This is a genomic window from Anaerotruncus massiliensis (ex Togo et al. 2026) (genome assembly GCF_900199635.1).
Taxonomy (GTDB): domain Bacteria; phylum Bacillota; class Clostridia; order Oscillospirales; family Ruminococcaceae; genus Anaerotruncus; species Anaerotruncus massiliensis.
The window spans coordinates 927477-948623 of record NZ_LT962687.1 but is presented as its reverse complement, the minus strand read 5'-3'; the positions used below and the strand labels follow the sequence as shown (position 1 = coordinate 948623).

Here is a 21147-nt window from a genome sequence, read left to right as displayed (position 1 = left end):
TATGTCCGTCGAATCCGATATTGAAACAGTGTCGGATTTTGGCGGTTTTCATCCGGGCTGGCAAAATTTTGTGAAAAAAGAGGCCGCCGCTTCCTCCTGCATTTTACCACACATGCCGCCGAATGACAAACCGAAGGCCCCTCCGGCAGCGCCGGAGGGGCCTTCGTCCTATCCCCGCAGGAGGGTGGCCGCGAGATAAAGCGCGGTCAAAAGCATCGTATAATTGCCGCGCGGCAGCAGCAGGAGGGCCGCCGCGAAGAGGGGTGTGAGCACCGCGAACCCCGCGAGCTTCTGCCAGAACGCCGCCTGTTCGGGCTTCCCGGCGCGGCAGAGCGCGAGCCCCAGCAGCACTCCGCCGTCCAGCCGGCCGACCGGCAGGAGGTTGAAGATGCAGAGCGCCAGGTTTGCGGCGGCGAAGCCGTTCCAGCCGCAGAGGAGGACGCACGCCCCCGCGGCGAGCAGGTTCGCCGCCACGCCGCCGAGGTAGACGGCCGTCTCCCGGCCGTAGGAGAGCAGGCCGCGTTTTTCCAGCCGCACCCCGACCGCGCAGAACCGCATGGCGAGAATTCGCGCGCCCGTCAGGCGCATGACGAGGATATGCCCGCCCTCGTGCACGAGCACGCCCCCCAGCGCGGGCAGACCGAGCCCCGAACGGTCGCAGAGCAGCCAGAGCGCGAGCACCGCGAAGAAACCGAAGGTGAAGGAATAGCGCGTGCCGCCCCACTCAAACTCCATCGGCGTCCATCCCGTCGAGCACCCACGCGGGGTTGTAGTACCGGCCGTCCTTGCTGATCTCAAAGTGGACGTGCGGCCCGGTGGAGATGCCCGTGCTGCCCACCAGCGCGACAAGCTCCCCCCGCCGCAGGTTCGCGCCGAGCGGCGCGGCGATCGACTCGCAGTGGCAGTAGGTGGTCGTCAGCCCGCCGCCGTGGTCAAGGGTGATGTAGTTGCCGTAGATGGGGGAGCTGTCCACCTCCACGACCCGCCCCGGCAACGACGCGTAGATGCCGCTGCCCGAAGCCGCCGCGATGTCCACCCCCCGGTGGAAGTCCTCCGCACCCGAGATGGGGTGTTCCCGCCAGCCGAACGGAGAGGTCACGGCGCCCCCGGCCGGCGCGTCCACCCGCGCCGAGACGAGGATCGGCGAAAAGGCGCAGGAGGAGGGGGCCTCCTTCCCCGCCGCGTCGCCGCGCCCGAACCAGCCGCCCGCGCCGCTCAGCCCCTCCGCCGGAGCGGAGGGACCGGAGGAAGCGGCGGCGGTACTCCCGCCGCCGCTTCCTCCGGTGTCGCCGTCCCCGGGCGCGTCCGGGGACGGCGGCTGAGCGGCGGGCGGCGTGAGCAGCTCGGTCAGCACCCGCGCGGCGGCGTCCGCCGCGTGATCCGCCGCTTCCCGCGCCCGCGCGGAGACCGCCGCCACCCCCGTCCCGCTCGGGATTTCCACCCGGTCGGCGGTCAGCAGCCCGTCAAAGAGCTCCGCCATTCCCCGCGCGGCCCCCGGCTGGAACCTCCGCAGCCCCAGGCAGCCGAGCAGCAGCGCCGCGCACAGGACGATCTGCACGATCACCGTGAAGAGATAGGGGTCCCTCTCCCGCCGCCTGCGCATCCCCGCGCGCGGCGGATACCGGCGTATCCTCTGGTCGATCATGATGCCATCCCGCTCCTTTGCTGCCCTTCTAAGACAAGTCTATGCGGGCGGGCGCAAAAAAATGAGCGGTTTGTCCGCCGGACAAACCGCTCATGGGAATCTGGTTATTTGGATTTGATGTACTCGTCGATCGACTGGGCGGCGGTCTTGCCCGCGCCCATCGCGAGGATGACTGTGGCCGCGCCCGTCACCGCGTCGCCGCCCGCGAACACGCCCGGTTTGGTCGTCGCGCCGCGTTCGTCCGCCACGAGGCAGCCCTTTCTGTTGGCCTCCAGCCCGGTGGTCGTCGACCGGATGAGCGGGTTGGGGCTCGTGCCGATCGCCATGATCACCGTGTCCACGTCGATCGTGAAGTTGCTGCCCTGCTTTTCGATCGGGCGGCGGCGGCCCGACGCGTCCGGCTCGCCCAGCTCCATCTCGACGCACTCGATCGCCTTGACGCGGCCGTTTTCGTCCCCGAGGATCTGCACGGGATTCCGGAGGAGCTGGAAGAGGATCCCCTCCTCCTTGGCGTGGTGGACCTCCTCGGCGCGTGCCGGGAGCTCGACCTCGCTGCGGCGGTAGACGATATACACCTCTTCCGCGCCCATCCGCTTGGCGCAGCGGGCCGCGTCCATCGCCACGTTGCCGCCGCCCACGACGGCGACCCTGCGGCTCCTGGCGATCGGGGTGTCGTACCCCTCGCGATAGGCCTTCATGAGGTTGATGCGGGTGAGGTACTCGTTGGCGGAATAGACCCCCAGCAGATTTTCGCCGGGGATGTTCATAAAGTTCGGGAGCCCCGCGCCCGAACCGATAAAGACCGCTTCAAAGCCCTGCTCGAAGAGCTCGTCGACCGAATCGACCTTGCCGATGACCATGTCGGGCTTCATCTCCACGCCGAGCCTTTCGAGCGCGCCCACCTCGCGGGCGACGATCTCCTTGGGGAGGCGAAACTGCGGGATGCCGTAGACGAGCACGCCGCCCGCCGTCTGGAGCGCCTCGAAGACGGTGACCTCATACCCCATCCTGGCGAGGTCGCCCGCGCAGGTAAGCCCCGCCGGGCCGGCGCCGACCACTGCGACCCGGTGCCCGTTGGAGGCGGGGCGGGTAAGCTCCTCCGAGCCGTTTTCCATCCACCAGTCGGCCACGAACCGCTCGAGGCGGCCGATGCCCACCGGCTCCCCCTTGACGCCGCGCACGCACTTGCCCTCGCACTGGTTCTCCTGCGGGCACACCCGCCCGCAGACGGCGGGCAGCGAATTGGTCAGGGCGATCTCCCGGTAAGCGCCGGCAAAATCCCCCTCCGCCACCTTCGCGATGAACTCCGGAATCCGTACGTTGACCGGGCAGCCCGCGACGCACGGCCTGTTCTTGCAGTGGAGGCAGCGCTTCGCCTCGTCCACCGCCATCTCGGCGGTATAGCCGAGCGCGACCTCTTCAAAGTTCTTGTTGCGCACGTCGGGGGCCTGCTCCGGCATGGGGTTCTTCTTTAAGGACATGTTAGGCATGGCGTTTCCCTCCCGTCAGGCGGCAGATGTGCGCCGGGTCCTCCCGGTCGGCCATCTCGCGCTCCTTATAAAAGCTGTTGCGCTTCATCAGTTCGTCGAAATCGACCTCGTGGCCGTCGAAGTCCGGGCCGTCCACGCAGGCGAATTTCGTCTGCCCGCCGACCCTGACGCGGCAGCCGCCGCACATGCCGGTGCCGTCGACCATGATCGGGTTGAGGGAGACGAGCGTCCTGATGCCGTAGGGCTTCGTCGCGGCGGCGACGAACTTCATCATGATCACCGGCCCGATCGCGATGACCAGGTCGTACGGGTTCCCCGCCTTGATGAGCTCCTCGAGCTTCTGGGTGACGAGCCCCTTCTCGCCGTAGCTGCCGTCGTCGGTCATCAGGTAGAGATGGTCGGTGACCGCCTTCATCTCCTCCTCGAGGATGACGATCTCCTTCGAGCGGAAGCCCGCAATCATATCCACCTCCAGCCCCGCCGCGTGCAGCGCCTTGGCCTGCGGATAGGCGATCGCGGTGCCCACGCCGCCGCCGATCACGCACACCCGCCTGACCTCCGGCCCCACGTGGGTCGGCTGGCCGAGCGGCCCGACGAAGTCGAGCAGGCTGTCGCCCTCCCCGAGGGTGTTCAGCAGCTTGGTGGACGCGCCGACGATCTGGAAGATGATCGTCACGGTGCCCTTTTCGCGGTCATAGTCCGCGATGGTCAGCGGCACCCGCTCCCCCCGCTCGTCGACGCGGAAGATGATGAACTGGCCCGCCTTCGCCTTTTTGGCGATGTGCGGGGCCTCGATCTCCATCAGCGTCACCGTGTCGTTCAGCGCCCGCTTCTTGACAATCTTGTACATACGCTCACTCCTATTTCAGGCCGCGCGCCAACGCACAGCACATTTTGAAAGAGTTAATTTTTTATCAAATCTCCCAGAAAATAATAATTTTTTATCACTCGTTCTATTATACCAGCATCCGCCCGCCCATGCAACAGAAAAAACATAACAAACCTTCGCAAAATGCACGCGAAGGTTTGTTATATCTGTGCATGCTCATTTTTTGACGGTGATCTTGAACTTCTTGACGACCTTGCTCTTGTCGTAGGGCTCGCCCACGAGGTAGGCGGTGCCCGCCTTGAGGCCCTCCACCTTGACGACGTTCTCGTCGTCGGTGTTATAGAGCTCGAGGATGTCGCGGTCGGTCACCGACCACTTGATGCCGGGGTCCTCCGCGTTGGCGGGCGACACCGTGCCGGTGTAGACCGAGCGCCCGTCCCCCACGTAGAGGGTCGACGGCCCGTCGATCGAGATCGCCTCGACCTTGACCCCCTTCTTGGGCGCGGTACTGCTCGTGTCCTTGCTGGTCTGCTTATATTTGCCGGTGCCCACCACGATGTCGATCGAGCCGCGCACCCCGCTGCCGTCCCGCGCGATGGCGGTGATCGTGGCGGTGCCGTCCCGCAGGCCCTCCACCTTGCAGGAGGAGGACGTGAGGTTGGAGAGCTCGACGATGTCGTCGTCATCGGTCACCCACTTGACCCGGTCGTCGTCCGCGTCGGAGGGCGACACCCGCACCGAAAGCGTCGTGCGGGTCCCCACCTCGATCTCCTCCTCATCCGCCTCGACGACGATCTTCGTCACGTCGCCGCCGTCGCCGCCGCTTCCCCCGCCGACATAGACGGTGCAGCGCGCCTCGTCGTCGTCGGTGTAGGCGGTGATGCGGGTTTTGCCCTCCCCCTTGGCGACCACCTTGCCGGAGGAATTGACCGTCGCGACCGACTTGTCGTCCGTCTCCCACGAGACGTCCGCGCCGCCCGCGCCGCTCACCTTGAGCGGGAAGGTGTCGCCCACCTCGAGGTCGAGCTCCGTCTCGTTGAGGCGGAGGTTCCCGCCGTCCTCATCGTCATCGTCGTCCTCGTCCTCATCGTCGCCGCTGGAGGAATAGCTCCCCGAGCTGGCGCCGCCGAGATAGGCGCTGATGCCGTTGGCGATCGCCTCGGCCATGCGGCTCTGGTATTTCGAGTTGATCAGCTTGGTATATTCCCCCTCGTTGGACATGAAGCCCAGCTCGGCGAGCACGCAGGCGAACTGGCTCTCGCGGGTCATGTAGTAGAGCCCCGCCTTGGCGCCGCGGTTGTCCGAGCCGAGCGCCTTGGAGACGTTGGCGGAGATGTTCGCCGCGAGCTGCTTGGAGAAGGGATAGAAGTAGTAGACCTCGGTGCCGGTCGCCTTGACGTTGGGGGCGGAGTTGCTGTGGACGCTGACGAGCACCTGCGCGTTGAAGGCGCGGGCCGCCGCCATGCGGGTGGCCATCGTCGAGCCGGGCTCGGCCATCAGCACCGTCGCGCCCTGGCTTTTGAGGTCGCTGACGAGCTTTTTGGCCACCGCGAGGTTGATGTCCGCCTCGTCCTTGCCGGGATAGAAGCCGAGGTTGCCCGGGTCGTTTCCGCCGTGCCCGGGGTCGACCACGATCCGCGCCCCCGAGAGGGAGCCGGGGGAATTGTTGAAGCGCAAAACGAGGCTGTTGCCCTCGTAGTACGCCTTGTAGCCAAGGAAGCCGCCCGCCTTCTTGAGGGTGAGGTTGAGGTTGGAGCCCTCCCATTTGGCCGACTTGAAGAGCGCGTTGGACTTGATCGAGTCGGAGTCGGGGGTACGGGCGGTGTAGTCGAACTTGAAGATGATCTGCGAGCCGTCGTAGGCGACCTTGTAGGGCACCTTCTGATCCATCTCCAGCGAGACGCTCGTGTAGGCGCCCGACGATTTGACCGACATGCCGCTGATGACGTTCTGGTCGGGCATCGAGCCGCCCGACGCCTTGATGTCGTCCGAATAGACGCGCACGCCCGATTCGAGTTTCCAGTAGGTCTTGGTGACGCTGCCGTTCTTGTAGACGATCTCGTCCCCGTAGGTCTTGTCCACCGTGCCCTTGGGCAGCGGGAAATAGCCCGAATTGGAGTTGTCGTTGAGGGTATTGATGGGGAAGGTCTCCGCCTGGTCGGCGACGACGTAGACGACCGACCCCTCGCCCATGACCGCCCGCTTGTTGACGGTGACGAGCGCGCCCTCCACCGACTGGGTCTCCCCCTGCGCGGTGGCGGTAAAGGTGATGTTGCCCATCGTGGTGGCGGAGGCGGAGGCGCTCGGCGCGGTGAACACGCCGGTGAACCGCTTGTAGCCGGACAGCGAGTCCGCCTCGTCGGTCTCGTCCTCCGTCTGGGAGAGGGTGATCGTCTGCCCGCCGACGCTCGCGCTCACCTTGGCGTCCTCGTAGGCGAGCACCGAGACGGTGACCTCCATGCCGCCGTCGACCGCCAGCTTGCCGGTCGGGGTGACCTCCTTGATGACCTGCACCTGCCGCGTGATGCTGTAGGTGAGGGTCTTGCCCTTGTGCACAAAGGCGAAGGTGTTGAGCCCCGGCGTCAGGTCCTCGCGGATGGCGAAGTAGCCGCTCTCGTTGGTGGGGATCGTCTCCCCGTTCATCGTGACCTCCGCCTGCGGGTCGGACGCGCCCTGGAAGGTGACCGACTGCTCCTTGGTCGTGAAGGTCATCTGCTGCGGGGTGGTGATGGCGAGCTGGGTGAGCACCCACTGCTCGTTGATCTCGTTGTTGAGGTACTGCACGAGGGTGGTCGTGCTGTTGCCGGGGTTGGCGGAGAGCGCCGCCAGGGAGTTGAACGCGTTGCCCGACACGCCGCCCAGCTCCTGCAGGTCGATGACCTGCTTGGTGAGCTGCTCGTAGACCGTCCAGCCGATCGACTGGGTGCCCACGCGGTCGGCCGCGTGCATCATGTAAAGGGTGGTGTCGGCGCCGCGCGCCACCTGCTTCCACCACTCGGCCACGACGCCGAACCGCGCCGTCTCCTCGTTGGTGGAGCCGTAGTTTTTGACCATCACGAAGTCGAAGAGCCCGCTCTCGACCATCGCTTTCGTGTCCGCGTTGCCGTAGCCGAGCGCGGTCCGCTCCGCCTTGGTGTCGGTGCCGCCGGGGTTTTCCGCGGCGTTCTCCCACACGGCGTCCGCCAGCAGTCCCACCTGGGTGCCGGGCGCGCGCTCCCGCACGGCGGAGGCCGCCGCGCTCACGAGCGCCGACGGCACCTGCCGCAGGTAGTTCTGATAGCCAGCGCCGCCGCCGTTTTCGAGGTACTGGGCGTAGCTTTGCCCGTCGGCGGGGTTTTCGTACCCGTCGAGCAGGATGCCGTCCAGCTTGTACGTTTCCGCAAAGGAGCCGACGTTCTCCCGCACGCTGTCGAGCGTCCTCCCGTCCGCGTTGGCGGCGCGCAGATATTTGCCGTCGTCGCCCGCGAGGCCGGACACGTCGTAGGTCGCGTAGACGTAGAAGCCCATCTCGCGGGCCTTGTCCGCGAGATAGCTGGTCACGTCGATTTCAAGCGGCGCCGCCTCGAGCGTGTCGCTCGTAAAGAGGACGGTGTCGCGGTACTTCGTGTCGATGATGATCGAATTCATCGTCAGCTCCTGCGCGGCCGCGAGCGCCCGGTCGAGCTGGCCGCCCAGCTCCGCCGCCGAGAGCGGCGCGTCGGTCGTCAGGTAGTCGGTCCCCGCCGAGATCATCACCGCCCGCAGCTCGTCCGGGACGTTGAAGTAGACCGGTTCGGGCTCGGGCTCCTCCTCCGGTTCCTCCCCGGGCCCGGAGGACTCCTCCGGACTGTCCGCGTCCCGCGGCTCTTCCCCGTCGGAGGACTCCGGTTCCCCGTCCGCGGAAGCCATGACGGCGGCGTCCGGGCTTTCCGCCCCGTCCCCGCCGATCAAATCCCCGCCGAGAAACGCCAAAGCCCCCATCAGCAGCGTCATCAGGATGAACGCCGCCGACAGGGCGAGGGCAAGTTTTTTGCGGTTGGGGCCGTTTCTTGGCAAGCTGGTTTCCTCCCCGCGCGGACCGCCCCGGCGGGGCCTGTCCGGATACCGTATGGGGCGGGTCCGAGAACCCGCCCCGCGTCAACGGCTGTCAGAAAATCTTTTTGAGGTTCCGTTCCTCCGCCTGCATCTGCCTGCCCGGCGAAACGAAGAGGGATTCATAGCTGTAGAAGGCCACGCCGCCGTAATGCTTCGCGTCCCGCGCGGTCGTCACCATCCGGGCGAGCAGGTCGGTGGTTCCGAGCCACTCGTCGCGGCCCGCGCCCGCCCACGTGTCCTCGGTGCCGATCTTGTAGGCCCCGATGCCCACATAGAGCTTGATGCCGTCCACCTTGATCATGTCCGCCCACTTCTTCACCGTCTCGGCGTAGGGACAGGTCGCGTTGTCGTAGCCGTAGTAGACCTGCGGGCAGATGTAGTCGACATAGCCGGGGTTGGAGAGCCAGACGGACGCGTCCGCGAACTGGCTTTCATAGTTGGTCTTGACGTTGCCCTGCGGGCTGATGCCGAAGAGGCAGGCGGGCTTCGATTCCTTGATCGCCGCGTAGACCTCCCGGATGAGGATATCCACGTTTTCCCGCCGCCAGTCGGCTTGGGAGAGGTTCGAGCCCGAGGCGCGGTAGGTCGCGCTGTCGAAGGCAAAATCGGTCGTCGGATAGAAGTAGTCGTCAAAGTGGACGCCGTCCACATCATAGTTCCGCACGATCTCCCGCACGCCGTTCACAATGAGCTTGCGCGCGGCGGGGCTGCCGGGATTGTAGTAGACGCCGCCGTTCCATTCGAGCGCCGCGTCGCTGCCCTGGCTGAGCCAGATTTTCGCCTGGTTGTCGCTCGACATCGGCTGGTCGCCGATCCGCACGCGGTAGGGGTTGAGCCACGCCTCGATGCGCAGCCCCTCTTCGTCCGCCAGCGCGCACATGATTTCCAGCGGGTCGTAGCCGGGGTCCTGCCCCTCGGTGCCCGTCAGGTAGCGGGACCAGGGGAAAAAGTCGGACGCGTAGAGCGCGTCACCGAACGGCCGCACCTGCACGAACACGGTGTTGAAGCCGAAGTCGGCCGCCTTCTTGAAGGCCGCGCCGACGTTGGCGGTGAACTGCGCCTTCGTCTTGCCCTTCACCATCGGCTCGAGCGTCAGGTAGGACATCCATACGGCGCGCACCTCCCCCTGCGGGGCGGAGGAGATCTTCTGCCCCTCCCGCGGGGCGTTCGCCGCCAGCAGCCCGGCGCCGAGGAGAATGTTTTCGTCGCTGCCCGGCGCTTCCACGCCGTACACGCTTGTCGTTTCCGTCCTGCTCAGGGTGACCGCCTGCGCGGCGTCCCCCCGGCCTCCCGCGATGTCATCGCCGGCAGCCCGGCTTCCGCAGCCGGCCATGCCAACCAGCAGAAATACCGACAGTATAACGCTTAACGTCTTTTTCATGCTGATTTTCCTTTCCACACGATAACTCAACATAATTTTACACGTTTTGCCCAATTCGGTCAAGTGTCCCGAGCAAATATCTGTCTTTTCCGGTTGACTTTTTCAACATTTAGTATACACTGGTACCAACGGTTTCCGGAGGTGACAGAGATGTTCTTTCTAGGTATATTCGGCGCGAACAGCAAAGTAGTACCCGCCGGACAGGTTTCCGCGGCGGCCTGTCCCGCCTGCGGGGAAACGGCGTCCCTCAGCGTCTGCCGCCGCTACAGCTACGTCCACTTCTTTTTCATCCCGCTCGTCAAATACGATTCGGTCTATCTGGCTACCTGCCCCCGCTGCGCGAGCGTCTTCGAGCTCGACCCCGCGCTCGGCCGCCGCCTCGCGCACGGCGGGGAAATCACGGTGCCGCCGGGCGGGCTGCGCCTGCTGCGCAATAACGTCCTCCCCCGCTGCCCCGCCTGCGGCGCGCCGCAGCAGAAGGACAGCCTCTACTGCAATCGGTGCGGCGCAAAGCTCTGATTCCTGCGTCCCGGAAAAAATTCCCGGCGTTTTATGCCAAAAAATCAAAAAAGGCAGCCGCTGTGCGGCTGCCTTTTTGGTTTCAGTGCTTGCGCGGGGAACGTCCGGCGGGCTTTTGCTGCTTCTGCGGCTGCTGACGCACCGGCTTCGGCTTCGCGGCGCGCTGCTCGCGCGGCGGGCGCTGGGGGCGCGGCTGCTTGGGCGGCGCCTCGAACACCTCCATCGGGTAGGGATGGTCCTCCACCACGGGGATCTTTTTGCCGATCAGCTTCTCGATCTCCTTGAGCTCGTCCATCTCCTCGATGCTGCAAAAGGAGATCGCCGTCCCCGACAGCCCCGCGCGCGCCGTGCGCCCGATGCGGTGCACATACGTCTCGGGGATGTTGGGCAGGTCGTAGTTGATGACGTGGGAAAGCTCGTCGATGTCGATGCCGCGCGCGGCGATGTCGGTCGCCACGAGCACGCGGATCTCCCCCGCCTTAAAGGCGCTCAGCGCCCGCTGGCGGGCGTTCTGGCTCTTGTTGCCGTGGATCGCCTGCGCCTCGACGCCCGCCTTGTCGAGCTCCCGGGCCACCCGGTCGGCGCCATGCTTGGTAAAGGTGAACACGAGCGCCGAAACGATGCCCGGGTCCTTGAGCAGGTGCACGAGCAGACGGCGCTTGTTGGGCTTATCCACAAAATAGAGCCGCTGGTCGATCACCTCGACGGGGGAGGAGACGGGATCCACCGCCACTTTGACCGGGTCGGTGAGGATGCGGTCGCACAGGCGCATGATGCTCTCGGGCATCGTCGCGGAGAAAAAGAGGGTCTGCCGCTTCTGCGGCACCCGGGCGATGATCTTCTCCACATCGTGGATGAAGCCCATGTCGAGCATCCGGTCGGCCTCGTCGAGCACCAGCGTCTCGACGCGCGAAAGGTCGATATACCCCTGCCCGATCAGGTCGTTGAGCCTGCCGGGGGTGGCGACGAGAATGTCGACGCCGCGTCGAAGCTCGTCCACCTGCGGGTTCTGGGAGACGCCCCCGAAGATGACGGCGGTGCGCAGGCGCAGGTAGTGGCCGTAGGCCTTGAAGCTGTCGGAAATCTGGAGCGCGAGCTCCCTGGTCGGGGTGAGCACGAGCGCGCGGATGACGCGCGGCGCGCCCGGCTGGGGCTTCCGGGCGGAGAGCCGCTGCAAAATCGGCATGGCGAAGGCGGCGGTCTTGCCGGTGCCCGTCTGGGCGCAGCCGAGCACGTCGCGGCCCTCGAGCGCGGGGGGGATCGCCTTTTGCTGGATGGGGGACGGGGCGGTGTAGCCCTCGTCGGCCGCGGCGCGCAGGATGGGCGGTATCAATTTCAGTTGATCAAATTTCATAAGTTGTGCAGATTCCTTTTGCTCAATTCACATTCACTGTGTAAGCTGTAAGTATACCATACTCCCGGCCGGATTGCCAGTAAAAATTCCCCATGCTCATATGGACAGGCGCGCGGGGCATAGATATGCAGAAGAAAACGCTTTGGGAAGTGACGCAATGAAGGCAATCAACAGGGCGATCCTGCCGCTGGCCCTCGCGCTGGCGGTGGCGTTGGGCGGGATCGCCGTGCAGGGCGTCCGGGCGGTGTCCGCGAACGCGCCGGCGGAACCGGACGGGATCGAACTGCCGATCGTGATGTACCACCACGTGCTCAAGGAGCAGGCGCGGCTCAACAAATACACCATCTCCCCCGACGAGTTCCGGTCGGACATGGAATACCTGAAGACGGAAGGCTATACCCCGATCGTGATCGCCGACCTGCTCGCCTATGTGGAGGAGGGCGCGCCGCTGCCCGAACGCCCGGTCATGATCACCTTCGACGACGGGTACGAGAGCTTCCACGAATACGTCTTCCCCATCCTGAAGGAGTATGACTTCAAGGCCGTCTATTCCATTGTGGGCCGGTACGCCGACCAGTATTCCGCGGTGGACGACCATCACATCCGCTATTCTCACTCGACGTGGAACGAGCTGCGCGAGATGCGGGACAGCGGCCTCGTGGAGATCCAGAACCACTCCTACAACCTGCACGAGAACCAGAACGGCCGCCACGGCTCGATGCGCAAGTCGGGCGAGGGGCTGGCGGCCTACCAGACGATGCTGGAGGAGGACCTCGGCAAGCTCCAGGACGAATGCGCGGCGTTCCTCGACTGGACGCCCACCTGCTTCACCTACCCGTTCGGGCAGATCAGCAAGGAGGCGCTGCCGGTGATCCAGGGGATGGGCTTTTCGGCGGCGCTGACCTGCGAGGAGAAGCTCAACTACATCACGGGCGATCTAGAACAGCTCTACCACCTGCGGCGGTTCAACCGTCCGCACGGCACGTCGTTCCAGACGATTCTCGAGCGCGCCCGCAAATAGGTTTCGCCCGCCCGATCCAAAAGTTTTCGCCCGCCTTTTTCAAAAGGCGGCGGGTGAGAAAAGTCCCGGCGTTTTTTCAAAACGCCGGGATTTTTCGAGGGCGGAGCCCTGAGCCCGGGCCCGCAGGCCCTGCTTCAAGCGTATTTTGGGGGTTCGGGGGCCTTTTACAAGAAAAAAGGCCCCCGGGAAGAGGAGAGGCCGCCGAACCGGCGGCCTCTGAAACGTTCCTTTTTCTCTTGTAAAAAGGAACCGAAAAATATGCCTGAAGGAGAGGGCGTTCCGCTCGCTGCGGCGAGCGGCGCGGGGCTCCGCCCCGCGGCCCCGCCGCCTTTGAAAAGGCGGGCGAAACTTTTGGCTATTGTGAATCAGGCGTTCCGCTCGCCGCGGCGAGCGGCGCGGGGCTCCGCCCCGCGACCCCGCCGCCTTTGAAAAGGCGGGCGAAACTTTTTATTTATGATATTTCGCGTTCGCGTTGATCGAGAAGGCGCGGTAAAGCTGCTCGAGCAGCAGCACCCGCGCGAGCTGGTGCGGGAAGGTCATCGGCGACATCGACAGCCGCAGCGAGGCGGCGTCCTTCACCGCGTCGGAGAGCCCGTGGGAACCGCCGATCACAAATGCAAGGCTCCCCGCGCCCGACGCGGCCGCCCGCGCGAGGTAGTCCGCCAGCTCCTCGGAGGAGAGCGTCTTCCCCTCGATGCACATCGCCACCACCCGCGCGCCCTTCGGGATCTTCTCGAGGATGCGCTCCCCTTCCTTCTCCACGCAGACGCGAATCTGCGCGGGCGAGGGGTTCTCCCCCAGCCGGTATTCGTCGACCTCCACGACCGACGCCCGGCTCCACAGCCCCAGCCGCTTTACATATTCCACGCAGCCGTCGCGCATCCACGCCTCCTTGAGCCTGCCGACCGCGATCACCTGCACCGCGATCACAGCACCACCATCTCGGACGGGCCCGACCGCGACGCGACCGTCAGCGTGAAGTCGATCCCCTCCCGCATCCCGCCCGCCGTCAGCGCGCAGTAGGACGCCTGGTAGGCGTTCTCGGGGGTGTTGCTGTTCTGCGAGAGGTGCCCCAGCACAAAGCGGGTGCTCCCCGTGCGGACCAGCTCGATCAGCTCCTGCGCGCAGACTTCGTTCGAGAGATGCCCCGTGTTGGAGGCGATCCGCCGCTTCAGATAGTAGGGGTAGTCGCACGCGCTGAGCATCCCCGGCTCATAGTTCGATTCGAGCATCACAAGGTCGCAGCCCCGCAGCATCTGCGCGACGTTTTCGCTTATGTATCCCATGTCGGTGGCGACCGCCAGCCGCCGCCCGTCAGGGGTCCGGATCCGGTACCCGACGCTGTGCGCGCTGTCGTGCGGCGTGTCGAAGCTGTCGATCTCAAGCGAGCCGACCGTCAGGCGCGTCCCCGGCTCCACCGGATGCGCCTCCTGCCCCGGGACGAGCACCCCGTCCCACCGCAGCCGCTCGAGCACCTCGGGCGTGGCGTAGAGGGGCACGCCCAGCTTTTTGAGGAGCACCCGCAGGCCGCTCACATGGTCGGTGTGCTCGTGGGTGACGAGCACCGCGCCGATCGAGCGCGGCTCGATGCCGCGGGACTCCATCGCCGCCAGCAGCTGCTTGCAGGAGCGCCCCGCGTCGACGAGCACCGCCGAGTCGGAGGCGGCGATATAGGTGCTGTTCCCGCTGGAACCGGAGAACAGCGTGCAAAACCGGGCCATAGGCATCCTCCCGAAACGAATTTGGATAAGGAAAACGGCCGGCTCAAAAAACAGCCGGCCGGAAGTCAGAGCGCAGCCTTGAGCTCTCCGTCGGGGAGCACGACCTTGCGGATATTGGCGCCGAGCGCCTCGAGCTTTTCCACGATATTTTCGTAGCCCCGCTCGATGTGCTCGATGTCCTCGATCTCGGTGACCCCGTGGGCCGCCATCGCGGCGATCAGCACCGCCGCGCCCGCGCGCAGGTCGACCGCGCGCACCGGGGCGGCCGTCAGCCGGGGCACGCCCTCGACGACCGCGACCTTGCCGTCCACCTGGATCTGCGCGCCCATCCGGCGCAGCTCGTCGACATAGCGGAAGCGGTTGTCCCACACGCCCTCGGTCACGATGCTCGTCCCGTTCGCCATCGAGAGCAGCGCGGTCATCTGCGGCTGCATGTCGGTCGGGAAGCCGGGATGGGGCATCGTCTTGAGGTTGACCTTGGAGAGCTCCCCCTCGCGCGTCACGCGGATCGAGTCGTCGTATTCAGTGACCTCCGCGCCCGCCTTCTCGAGCTTTTCGGTGATCGCCTCGAGGTGCTTGGGGATGACGTTTTTGACGAGCACGTCCCCGCCGGTCGCCGCGGCGGCGACCATATAGGTGCCCGCCTCGATCTGGTCGGGGATGATCGAATAGGTGGTCCCGTGCAGGATGTCCACCCCGTGAATTTTGATGACGTCGGTGCCCGCGCCGCGGATGTCCGCGCCCATCGAGTTGAGGAAGTTGGCCAGGTCGACGATGTGGGGCTCCTTGGCGCAGTTTTCGAGGATGGTGATCCCCTTGGCCTTGACCGACGCGAGCATGACGTTGATCGTCGCGCCGACCGACACCACGTCGAAATAGATGTGCGCGCCGAGCAGCATGTCCGCTTTCGTGTTGATCATGCCGCTGTCGATCGAGACGGTCGCGCCGAGCGCCTCAAACCCCTTCATGTGCTGGTCGATCGGGCGGACCCCGAAATTACACCCGCCCGGCATTGAGACGCTCGCCCGGTTGCAGCGGGAGAGCAGGGTGCCCAGCAGGTAGTAGGAGGCGCGCATATACCGCGCGAGTTCATAGGGGACGACCGGCTCGGTGATGTAGGTGGTGTCCACCTCGACGGTGGTGCGGTCGAGCATCCGCACCGACGCGCCGAGCGCGCGCAGGATCTTGAAGAGCATCGTGATGTCGCTGATGTTGGGGATATTTTCAATGACGCATTTGCCCTGCGCCAGGATCGTCGCCGGAATGATCGCAACGGCCGCGTTCTTCGCGCCGCTGATGGTGACCTCGCCGCAAAGCCGGGTGTCGCCCTGCACAATAAACTTTTCCATCTTGACCGCCTTCTCCGCGCGCGCCACACATTTTTTCAAAGCCGCGCCCCGGCTTCACGCGCGTCCGGCCGGGGCGAAGAGGATTCCCTGTCAAAAGGTTGTCCGCCGCGCCGAAGCGCGCGGCAAACAGATGCGCGGCAAAGGCGCATTTCAATACATATAGTATATCACCGCATCCCACAAAATAAAAGAGGAATTTTTGTGATGATTCTTAAAATCCGGCTCGTTTTTTGCCGGAAGATGGCAAAAACGCGCCCCGCGCGCTGGAAAGCGCGCGGAGCGCGTGCGTCCGCGGGAAATTTAACCATAGAGGTAGGGGGCCGCGTCGACCGGCGTACCGTTGACGCGGATCTCGAAGTGCAGGTGGGGGCCGTAGGCGTTGCCGGTCGCGCCGATGGCGGCGATTGTCTCGCCCTGGGAGACCTGCTGCCCGGCGGAGACGTAGAGCGCGCTGCAATGCGCGTAGAGGGACTGCATCCCGCCGCCGTGGTCGATAACGACGCAGTAGCCGTAGAGTCCGCGCCAGCCGGACGCGACGACGGTGCCGTCGGCCGAGGCGAGGACGGGGCTGCCGTAGCAGCCGCTCCACGAGATGTCGGAGCCCGTGTGGCCCCAGTACCCGAGGAAGCCCGGGTTGATCGAGCCGGCGATCGTCGGCCACTGGAAGGCGCCGGAGGCCACCCTGCCGCTCGAATCCTTGGGGATGACCTTGAGCGGGCGGTTGCCGCCCACGACGACGATCTGGTTGACCGGCTCCTTGACGATGGTGGTGTTGAGGATGTTGCGGTCGGTCTCGACGCCGTCGGTCATGACGATCTCGGCGGTCACCTCGCGCACGCCCTTTTCGCCCTGCTGGACGATCTGGTAGTAGCCGATGTCGTGGTCGGGGTCGGTGCGCTGGGTGATCTCGTATTCGAGCTCCTCCTCATACCGGATCGTCTCGGTCACCTTGACGCCCAGGTAGGGCACCGAGTTCGCGATCAGCAGCTCGTCGCCCGGGAAGAGGCTCACGTCGACGCCCGGGTTCATCGCCTTGAGCTCGTCGAGCGTGATGCCGTTTTTGGCCGCAATCTTCAGCGGGTCGTCGCCGCTGACCACCGTGTAGATCTTCTTGCCGCGCTCCTCCTTGTCGAGCAGCGAGCGGATCTCCTCGAGCGAACGGATCGAGCCGTTCGGGCCGGAGGGATAGAGGCCCTGCTTGACCTCCACCTTCTTCACGAACTGGATGCTCGTGCTCTCCTCCATGTCGGAGGTGCGGTAACGCTCCTTCATCTCATAGAGCAGGTCGAGCAGCCCGTCCCCGTCGGTGACGGCGCCGATGTAGGTCCCGTCGATATAAAGCCCCGTCGCCTCTTCGACCGCGAAGCCGTCGGGATTGTTCTCGCTCCGGCTCACCGCGCGGATCAGGCGGTTGGTCAGCTCGTCCGCGTCGAGCAGCTGGCTCGGGTCGGCCGTGTGCACGAACCGCCCCATGAACCTGCTGAACGGGTCGCGGGTGACGGGCGTCAGCTCAAAGCGCGGACGGATCGTCTTGGCCTGCTCCTCCGCCTCTTCGGCGGCCTGCTCGGCCTCCTGGACCTCGTTGGTGTCCTCCTCCTCGGCGGTCGGGTCGGCGACGAGCACGTCGCCGAGGATCATACGCTCCTTCATGTCCTTCTCCGCCTCGGTGAACACCGTCTCGTTGGAGACGTAGCCGATGTCGACGCCGTTGTATTCGACGTGCAGCGCGAGCTGGAAGCCGGCGAAATAGCGGACGGTGAAGTAGAGCAGCACGCACGCCGCGATGGGCGCGGCATAGTTGAGCAGCGTCCGGAAGATCCGCCACAGCCGCTTCAGCCAGAACCCGGCAGCGTTCAGGACGACGTTGGCGACGTTGCGGGAGGTGCCGTAGCGCCGCGCGTTGTCGACCGCCTTGGAAAATCCCCGGCACTGCTCGCGCAGCTCGGTCAGCGGCGAGACGAGGTCCCGCCAATAGCCGCGCAGACGGGCGCGCAGACGGTTGAAGTACTTGCGGCGGCGGGCGGCGGCCTCCTCCTCCATCCGGTGGAAGCCGTGCGCCACATGCCGCCGTTTGGCGCGGGTCGTGCGCAGCAGCTGGATGCCCACAAAATAGCAGTAGGCGTAAAAGGCGTTTGCCGCCCTGAACCAGAGGCGCTTGACCGACCGGACGAAGGGGCTCTCCGCCCTTTGGGCGGGCGGCGGCTCCGCGCCGTCCTCCGTTTCGGAGGCGGCCTCCCCGGCGGGAGGGGACGGTTCCCCGGCGGGCGCGGCGAGCTCCTCGAGCTCACCGGAGGGGGCCGCTTCTTCCGGTTCCGCTTCCGCCAGTTCGCCGAGCGGGGAATCGTCCGGCTCCGGTACGGAATCGTCCGGCATCTTGTCGTATGGCGCCAAGCAGGCCACCTCCTTCCCGTGGATTCGCCGGGCCCCGGCGCGTCTTGCGCGAAGGCCGCACTTCACAGCGCCCCCGTGAAAAACACGGGGACCGGAAGCATGTCGTAGGGTAATATTGTACTATAAATCCGCGTTTTAGGCAAGTATCTGCCGGAAACGCGTGCTACCTGTATAGTTAACACGATTTATGTGGCGGTAGTTTCGACAGTCTGTGAATATTCTGTGTACGGCCGGAAATCTCAGGAAACCCGTCCGCCGCCCAAAGCCTCGGCGCGATTCCCCGCGCGGGAAGCCGGCCGACGCCGGGCGGCAAAAAAGCAGCCGCTCGCGCGGCTGCTTTTTCATGCGGTTCCGTCTGTTCAGTTGGCCTTGGAGTCGACCTCGGCCTTCGCCTTTTCGAGGAACGCCTCGAGGGACATCGTAGTCGTCTTGCCGTCGCGGCGGTCGCGCACCGCGACCTCGCCCGCCTCGGCCTCCTTGCCGCCGAGCACGAGCATATAGGGGATCTTCTGGAGCTGCGCCTCGCGGATGCGGTAGCCGACCTTCTCGTTGCGGCTGTCCGTCTCGACGCGCAGTCCCGCGGCGGTGAGCGCGTCGGACACCTTTTGCGCGTAGGGGATGTGCTCGTCGGTCACGGGCAGGACCTTGACCTGCACCGGCGCGAGCCAGAGCGGGAACGCGCCCGCGTAGTGCTCGGTGAGGATGCCGATGAACCGTTCGATGCTGCCGAGCGCGGTGCGGTGGAGCATGACCGGGCGGTGCTTCTCGCCGTCCTTGCCGGTATAGGTGAGGTCAAACCGCTCGGGCATCTGGAAGTCGAGCTGGATGGTGCCGCACTGCCAGGTGCGCCCGATGCAGTCGCGCAGGTGGAAGTCGATCTTCGGGCCGTAGAAGGCGCCGTCCCCCTCGTTGACCGAGTAGGGCTTGCCGTTCTTCTCCAGCGCGTTCCGGAGCGCCTCCGTCGCCATGTTCCACTGCTCCTCGGTGCCCATCGAGTCCTCCGGACGGGTGGACAGCTCGAGGAAGTATTCAAACCCGAACACCTTATAGATGCTGTCGATCAGGTCCATGACGCCGAGGACCTCCTCCTCGATCTGCTCGGGGGTCATATAGATGTGGGCGTCGTCCTGGGTGAAGCAGCGCACCCGCATCAGCCCGTGCAGCGCGCCGGACAGCTCGTGGCGGTGCACGATGCCCAGCTCGGCCATCCGCTCGGGCAGGTCGCGGTAGGAGTGGAGCTTGCGCTTGTAGACGAGCATGCCGCCCGGGCAGTTCATCGGCTTGATCGCGAAGTCGCGGTCGTCGATCTTGGTGGTGTACATGTTGTCCTTGTAATGGTCCCAGTGGCCCGAACGGTGCCACAGCTCCTCCGAGAGGATCAGCGGGGTGCGGATCTCCTCATAGCCGCGCTGGCGGTGCAGCTCGCGCCAGAAGCTCTCCAGCGTGTTGCGCAGCACCATGCCCTTGGGGAAGAAGAAGGGGAAGCCGGGGCCCTCCTCGTAGATGTCGAAGAGGTCGAGCTCGCGGCCGAGCTTGCGGTGGTCGCGGCGCTTGGCCTCCTCGAGCATGTTGAGGTAGCTTTCCAGCTCGCTCGCCTTGGGGAAGGCGATGCCGTAGACGCGGCAGAGCATCCGGTTGTTGCTGTCGCCATGCCAATAGGCGCCGGTGCTCTGCACGAGCTTGATCGCCTTGAGGGGCGCGACGCTCATCAGATGCGGGCCGGCGCACAGGTCGGTGAAGTCGCCCTGCTTATAAAAGCTGATCTTCTCCCCCGCGCCCGAGTGCTTGTCAATGAGCTCGAGCTTGTAGGGCTGGTCCTTCATGAGCTCCTTCGCGTCGGCGGGGTCGAGCTCGAACCGCTCGAGCTCCTCCCCCGTCTTGACGATCGCCGTCATCTCCTTTTCGATCTTGGCGAGGTCCTCGGGGGTGAAGGGCTTCTCGACGTCGAAATCGTAGTAGAAGCCGTTTTCGACAGCGGGTCCGATCGTGTATTTCGTGTCGGGGTATAGATGCATGACCGCCTGCGCCAGCACGTGGGAGGCGGTGTGCCAGAAGGCATGCTTGCCCTCCGGGTCGTCGAAGGTGAGGATCGCGAGGGTGCAGTCCTCCGTGAGCGGGGTGCGCAGGTCGACGGCCTTCCCGTCGACCCTGGCCGCGCAGGCCGCCTTATAGAGGCCCGCGCCGAGGCTCTTTGCCACTTCCGCGGCGGTCGTGCCGGATTCAAACTCCTTGACGACGCCGCCTTTCAACGTTACGTTTATCATATTCCTGCTTCCTTTCTATCCGAGGTTATTTTACGCAATAAAAAAAGCCCTCATCCCCAAAAGACGGGATGAAGGCTCTGCTCCACGGTTCCACCCGAATTGCGCAAAAAATCGCGCCGCTCGACGATCGGTAACGGGATCGGCCGGCGTGCTCGTCGCACGCGCTCGGGGGGCGGTCGTCCATTCGCGGCGCGTGAAGCGGCTTTCAGCTTAAACCGCTTCTCTCTGTGGCGCGCCCTTGCGCCGGGACGTTCCCCGTCAACGCTGTTGGGGATGTTCTGCTTTACAGATTATCTTAGCACGCCGCCGCGCGGCTGTCAACCGTTCTTTCGCAATGGAACGGATTTACTTGGCGAGCGGGAGGTTTTCGACGATTTCGCGGGTGTTTTTGCTGCGCAGGTCGACCTCGTCGACCCAGCCGTAGAGGGTGTCCACCTGCCACGCGACCTTCTTCACGTCGCGGCGGATTTCCTTGACGTCGTCCTCCATGCGGTCGATGCGGGCGCCGACCGTCCCGACCTCCGCCTCCACGCCGCCGACGCGCGCGTCGAGGTTGCCGAGCTGGGTCCGGACGCCGCTGAGGCGCGTCTCCACAAGGTCCATCCGCGTCTCCACGCCGTCGAGCCGCAGGTCCATCCGGTCGAGGCGCGTCTCCACATTTCCCAGACGCGATTCCATGCCGCCAAGGCGCGTCTCCACGTTGCCGAGGCGCGACTCCACCTTGCCGAGCTGCGTCCCGATGGGGGACAGCTTGTCATCCATCATCCGCCCGATCGCCTGCAAAAGCTCCCGTTCGTCCATTCCGCACACCTCACAATGGAGATATTATAGCACAGGCGGCGCGCCCGTCGCAAGCTGGCAGATTGCACACATTTTCTCTCCGCTCCTACTTTCTACTACTTTATCCGATTTCCCCACCGCCGCAGGATTTTGTGATATGATCTTTGGGAGGTGGGCTGTCAAATACCAACAAATACCCTGTATTTACAAGCTCTCCGCTTGTCTACAAGCTGCGTATGCCGTGATATGATAAATGTAGCGCACCAAATGTGCGGTTCCATTCGCTGTTCCCCGCTTGGGGAACACGATAAAATAAAAGGCAAGATAAC

15 protein-coding genes are annotated in these 21147 nt (G+C 65.0%); 2 read left to right on the top strand and 13 right to left on the bottom strand.

Translation table 11 applies throughout. The features are described from left to right. Nucleotides 1–168: 168 nt before the first annotated feature. From C1A13_RS05080 to C1A13_RS05055, 6 genes are all read right to left on the bottom strand, one after another. Complete coding sequence (locus C1A13_RS05080) at nt 169–735, bottom strand: hypothetical protein (RefSeq protein ID WP_101549722.1); 567 nt, start codon at nt 733–735, stop codon at nt 169–171. Then, nucleotides 725–1645: a M23 family metallopeptidase gene (locus tag C1A13_RS05075; protein WP_101549720.1), complete on the bottom strand. Its 921-nt coding sequence runs from the start codon at nt 1643–1645 to the stop codon at nt 725–727. Before C1A13_RS05075 ends, C1A13_RS05080 begins: the two co-directional genes overlap by 11 nt. A 104-nt stretch (nt 1646–1749) precedes the next feature. Further along, complete coding sequence (gene gltA, locus C1A13_RS05070) at nt 1750–3135, bottom strand: NADPH-dependent glutamate synthase (RefSeq protein WP_101549718.1); 1386 nt, start codon at nt 3133–3135, stop codon at nt 1750–1752. Continuing rightward, nucleotides 3128–3985 carry a sulfide/dihydroorotate dehydrogenase-like FAD/NAD-binding protein gene (locus tag C1A13_RS05065; RefSeq protein WP_101549715.1) on the bottom strand — a complete coding sequence of 286 codons (858 nt, stop codon included), beginning with the start codon at nt 3983–3985 and terminating at the stop codon, nt 3128–3130. Before C1A13_RS05065 ends, gltA begins: the two co-directional genes overlap by 8 nt. Before the next feature lie 195 nt (nt 3986–4180). Then, the gene (locus C1A13_RS05060; RefSeq protein ID WP_101549713.1) at nt 4181–7999 is read right to left on the bottom strand and encodes an N-acetylmuramoyl-L-alanine amidase; all 3819 of its coding nucleotides are present in this window, start codon (nt 7997–7999) and stop codon (nt 4181–4183) included. Nucleotides 8000–8090: 91 nt separating this feature from the next. Continuing rightward, nucleotides 8091–9419: a family 10 glycosylhydrolase gene (locus C1A13_RS05055; RefSeq protein ID WP_172439171.1), complete on the bottom strand. Its 1329-nt coding sequence runs from the start codon at nt 9417–9419 to the stop codon at nt 8091–8093. Between the two features lie 150 nt (nt 9420–9569). On the opposite strand from C1A13_RS05055, the gene C1A13_RS05050 reads away from it, so the two are divergent. Then, the gene (locus C1A13_RS05050; RefSeq protein ID WP_101549709.1) at nt 9570–9938 is read left to right on the top strand and encodes a zinc-ribbon domain-containing protein; all 369 of its coding nucleotides are present in this window, start codon (nt 9570–9572) and stop codon (nt 9936–9938) included. Nucleotides 9939–10020: 82 nt separating this feature from the next. Here C1A13_RS05050 and C1A13_RS05045 read toward each other — a convergent pair whose 3' ends face one another. After that, nucleotides 10021–11292, bottom strand: coding sequence for a DEAD/DEAH box helicase (locus C1A13_RS05045; protein ID WP_101549707.1), 1272 nt, complete (start codon nt 11290–11292; stop codon nt 10021–10023). Nucleotides 11293–11449: 157 nt separating this feature from the next. Between C1A13_RS05045 and C1A13_RS05040 the strand changes: the two genes are divergently transcribed. Next, a complete protein-coding gene (locus tag C1A13_RS05040) occupies nt 11450–12313 on the top strand; it encodes a polysaccharide deacetylase family protein (protein ID WP_101549704.1) in 864 nt (287 codons plus the stop codon). 447 nt (nt 12314–12760) lie between these two features. On the opposite strand, the gene rlmH is transcribed toward C1A13_RS05040, so the two are convergent. The 6 genes from rlmH to C1A13_RS05010 form a co-directional block, all read right to left on the bottom strand. Next, the gene (gene rlmH / locus C1A13_RS05035; protein WP_101549702.1) at nt 12761–13243 is read right to left on the bottom strand and encodes a 23S rRNA (pseudouridine(1915)-N(3))-methyltransferase RlmH; all 483 of its coding nucleotides are present in this window, start codon (nt 13241–13243) and stop codon (nt 12761–12763) included. Further along, a complete protein-coding gene (locus C1A13_RS05030; protein WP_101549700.1) occupies nt 13240–14034 on the bottom strand; it encodes an MBL fold metallo-hydrolase in 795 nt (264 codons plus the stop codon). Before C1A13_RS05030 ends, rlmH begins: the two co-directional genes overlap by 4 nt. 65 nt (nt 14035–14099) lie before the next feature. After that, entirely contained in the window at nt 14100–15383 is a 1284-nt protein-coding gene (locus C1A13_RS05025) for a UDP-N-acetylglucosamine 1-carboxyvinyltransferase (RefSeq protein WP_101553182.1), read from the bottom strand. Between the two features lie 300 nt (nt 15384–15683). Further along, nucleotides 15684–17774, bottom strand: a complete 2091-nt coding sequence (locus C1A13_RS05020; RefSeq protein ID WP_101549698.1) for a LysM peptidoglycan-binding domain-containing M23 family metallopeptidase — start codon at nt 17772–17774, stop codon at nt 15684–15686. Between the two features lie 359 nt (nt 17775–18133). Beyond that, complete coding sequence (thrS, locus tag C1A13_RS05015) at nt 18134–20038, bottom strand: threonine--tRNA ligase (RefSeq protein WP_101549696.1); 1905 nt, start codon at nt 20036–20038, stop codon at nt 18134–18136. Between the two features lie 345 nt (nt 20039–20383). Then, nucleotides 20384–20839: a hypothetical protein gene (locus C1A13_RS05010; protein ID WP_101549694.1), complete on the bottom strand. Its 456-nt coding sequence runs from the start codon at nt 20837–20839 to the stop codon at nt 20384–20386. Nucleotides 20840–21147 lie beyond the last annotated feature (308 nt).

What these genes read in the sequence shown, in the direction of transcription:
- thrS (WP_101549696.1), bottom strand. Translation starts at nt 20,038, where the DNA reads ATGATAAACGTAACGTTGAAAGGCGGCGTCGTCAAGGAGTTTGAATCC.
- C1A13_RS05055 (WP_172439171.1), bottom strand. Translation starts at nt 9,419, where the DNA reads ATGAAAAAGACGTTAAGCGTTATACTGTCGGTATTTCTGCTGGTTGGC.
- C1A13_RS05040 (WP_101549704.1), top strand. Translation starts at nt 11,450, where the DNA reads ATGAAGGCAATCAACAGGGCGATCCTGCCGCTGGCCCTCGCGCTGGCG.
- C1A13_RS05010 (WP_101549694.1), bottom strand. Translation starts at nt 20,839, where the DNA reads ATGGACGAACGGGAGCTTTTGCAGGCGATCGGGCGGATGATGGATGAC.
- C1A13_RS05065 (WP_101549715.1), bottom strand. Translation starts at nt 3,985, where the DNA reads ATGTACAAGATTGTCAAGAAGCGGGCGCTGAACGACACGGTGACGCTG.
- C1A13_RS05050 (WP_101549709.1), top strand. Translation starts at nt 9,570, where the DNA reads ATGTTCTTTCTAGGTATATTCGGCGCGAACAGCAAAGTAGTACCCGCC.
- C1A13_RS05030 (WP_101549700.1), bottom strand. Translation starts at nt 14,034, where the DNA reads ATGGCCCGGTTTTGCACGCTGTTCTCCGGTTCCAGCGGGAACAGCACC.
- gltA (WP_101549718.1), bottom strand. Translation starts at nt 3,135, where the DNA reads ATGCCTAACATGTCCTTAAAGAAGAACCCCATGCCGGAGCAGGCCCCC.
- C1A13_RS05075 (WP_101549720.1), bottom strand. Translation starts at nt 1,645, where the DNA reads ATGATCGACCAGAGGATACGCCGGTATCCGCCGCGCGCGGGGATGCGC.
- C1A13_RS05025 (WP_101553182.1), bottom strand. Translation starts at nt 15,383, where the DNA reads ATGGAAAAGTTTATTGTGCAGGGCGACACCCGGCTTTGCGGCGAGGTC.
- C1A13_RS05080 (WP_101549722.1), bottom strand. Translation starts at nt 735, where the DNA reads ATGGAGTTTGAGTGGGGCGGCACGCGCTATTCCTTCACCTTCGGTTTC.
- C1A13_RS05045 (WP_101549707.1), bottom strand. Translation starts at nt 11,292, where the DNA reads ATGAAATTTGATCAACTGAAATTGATACCGCCCATCCTGCGCGCCGCG.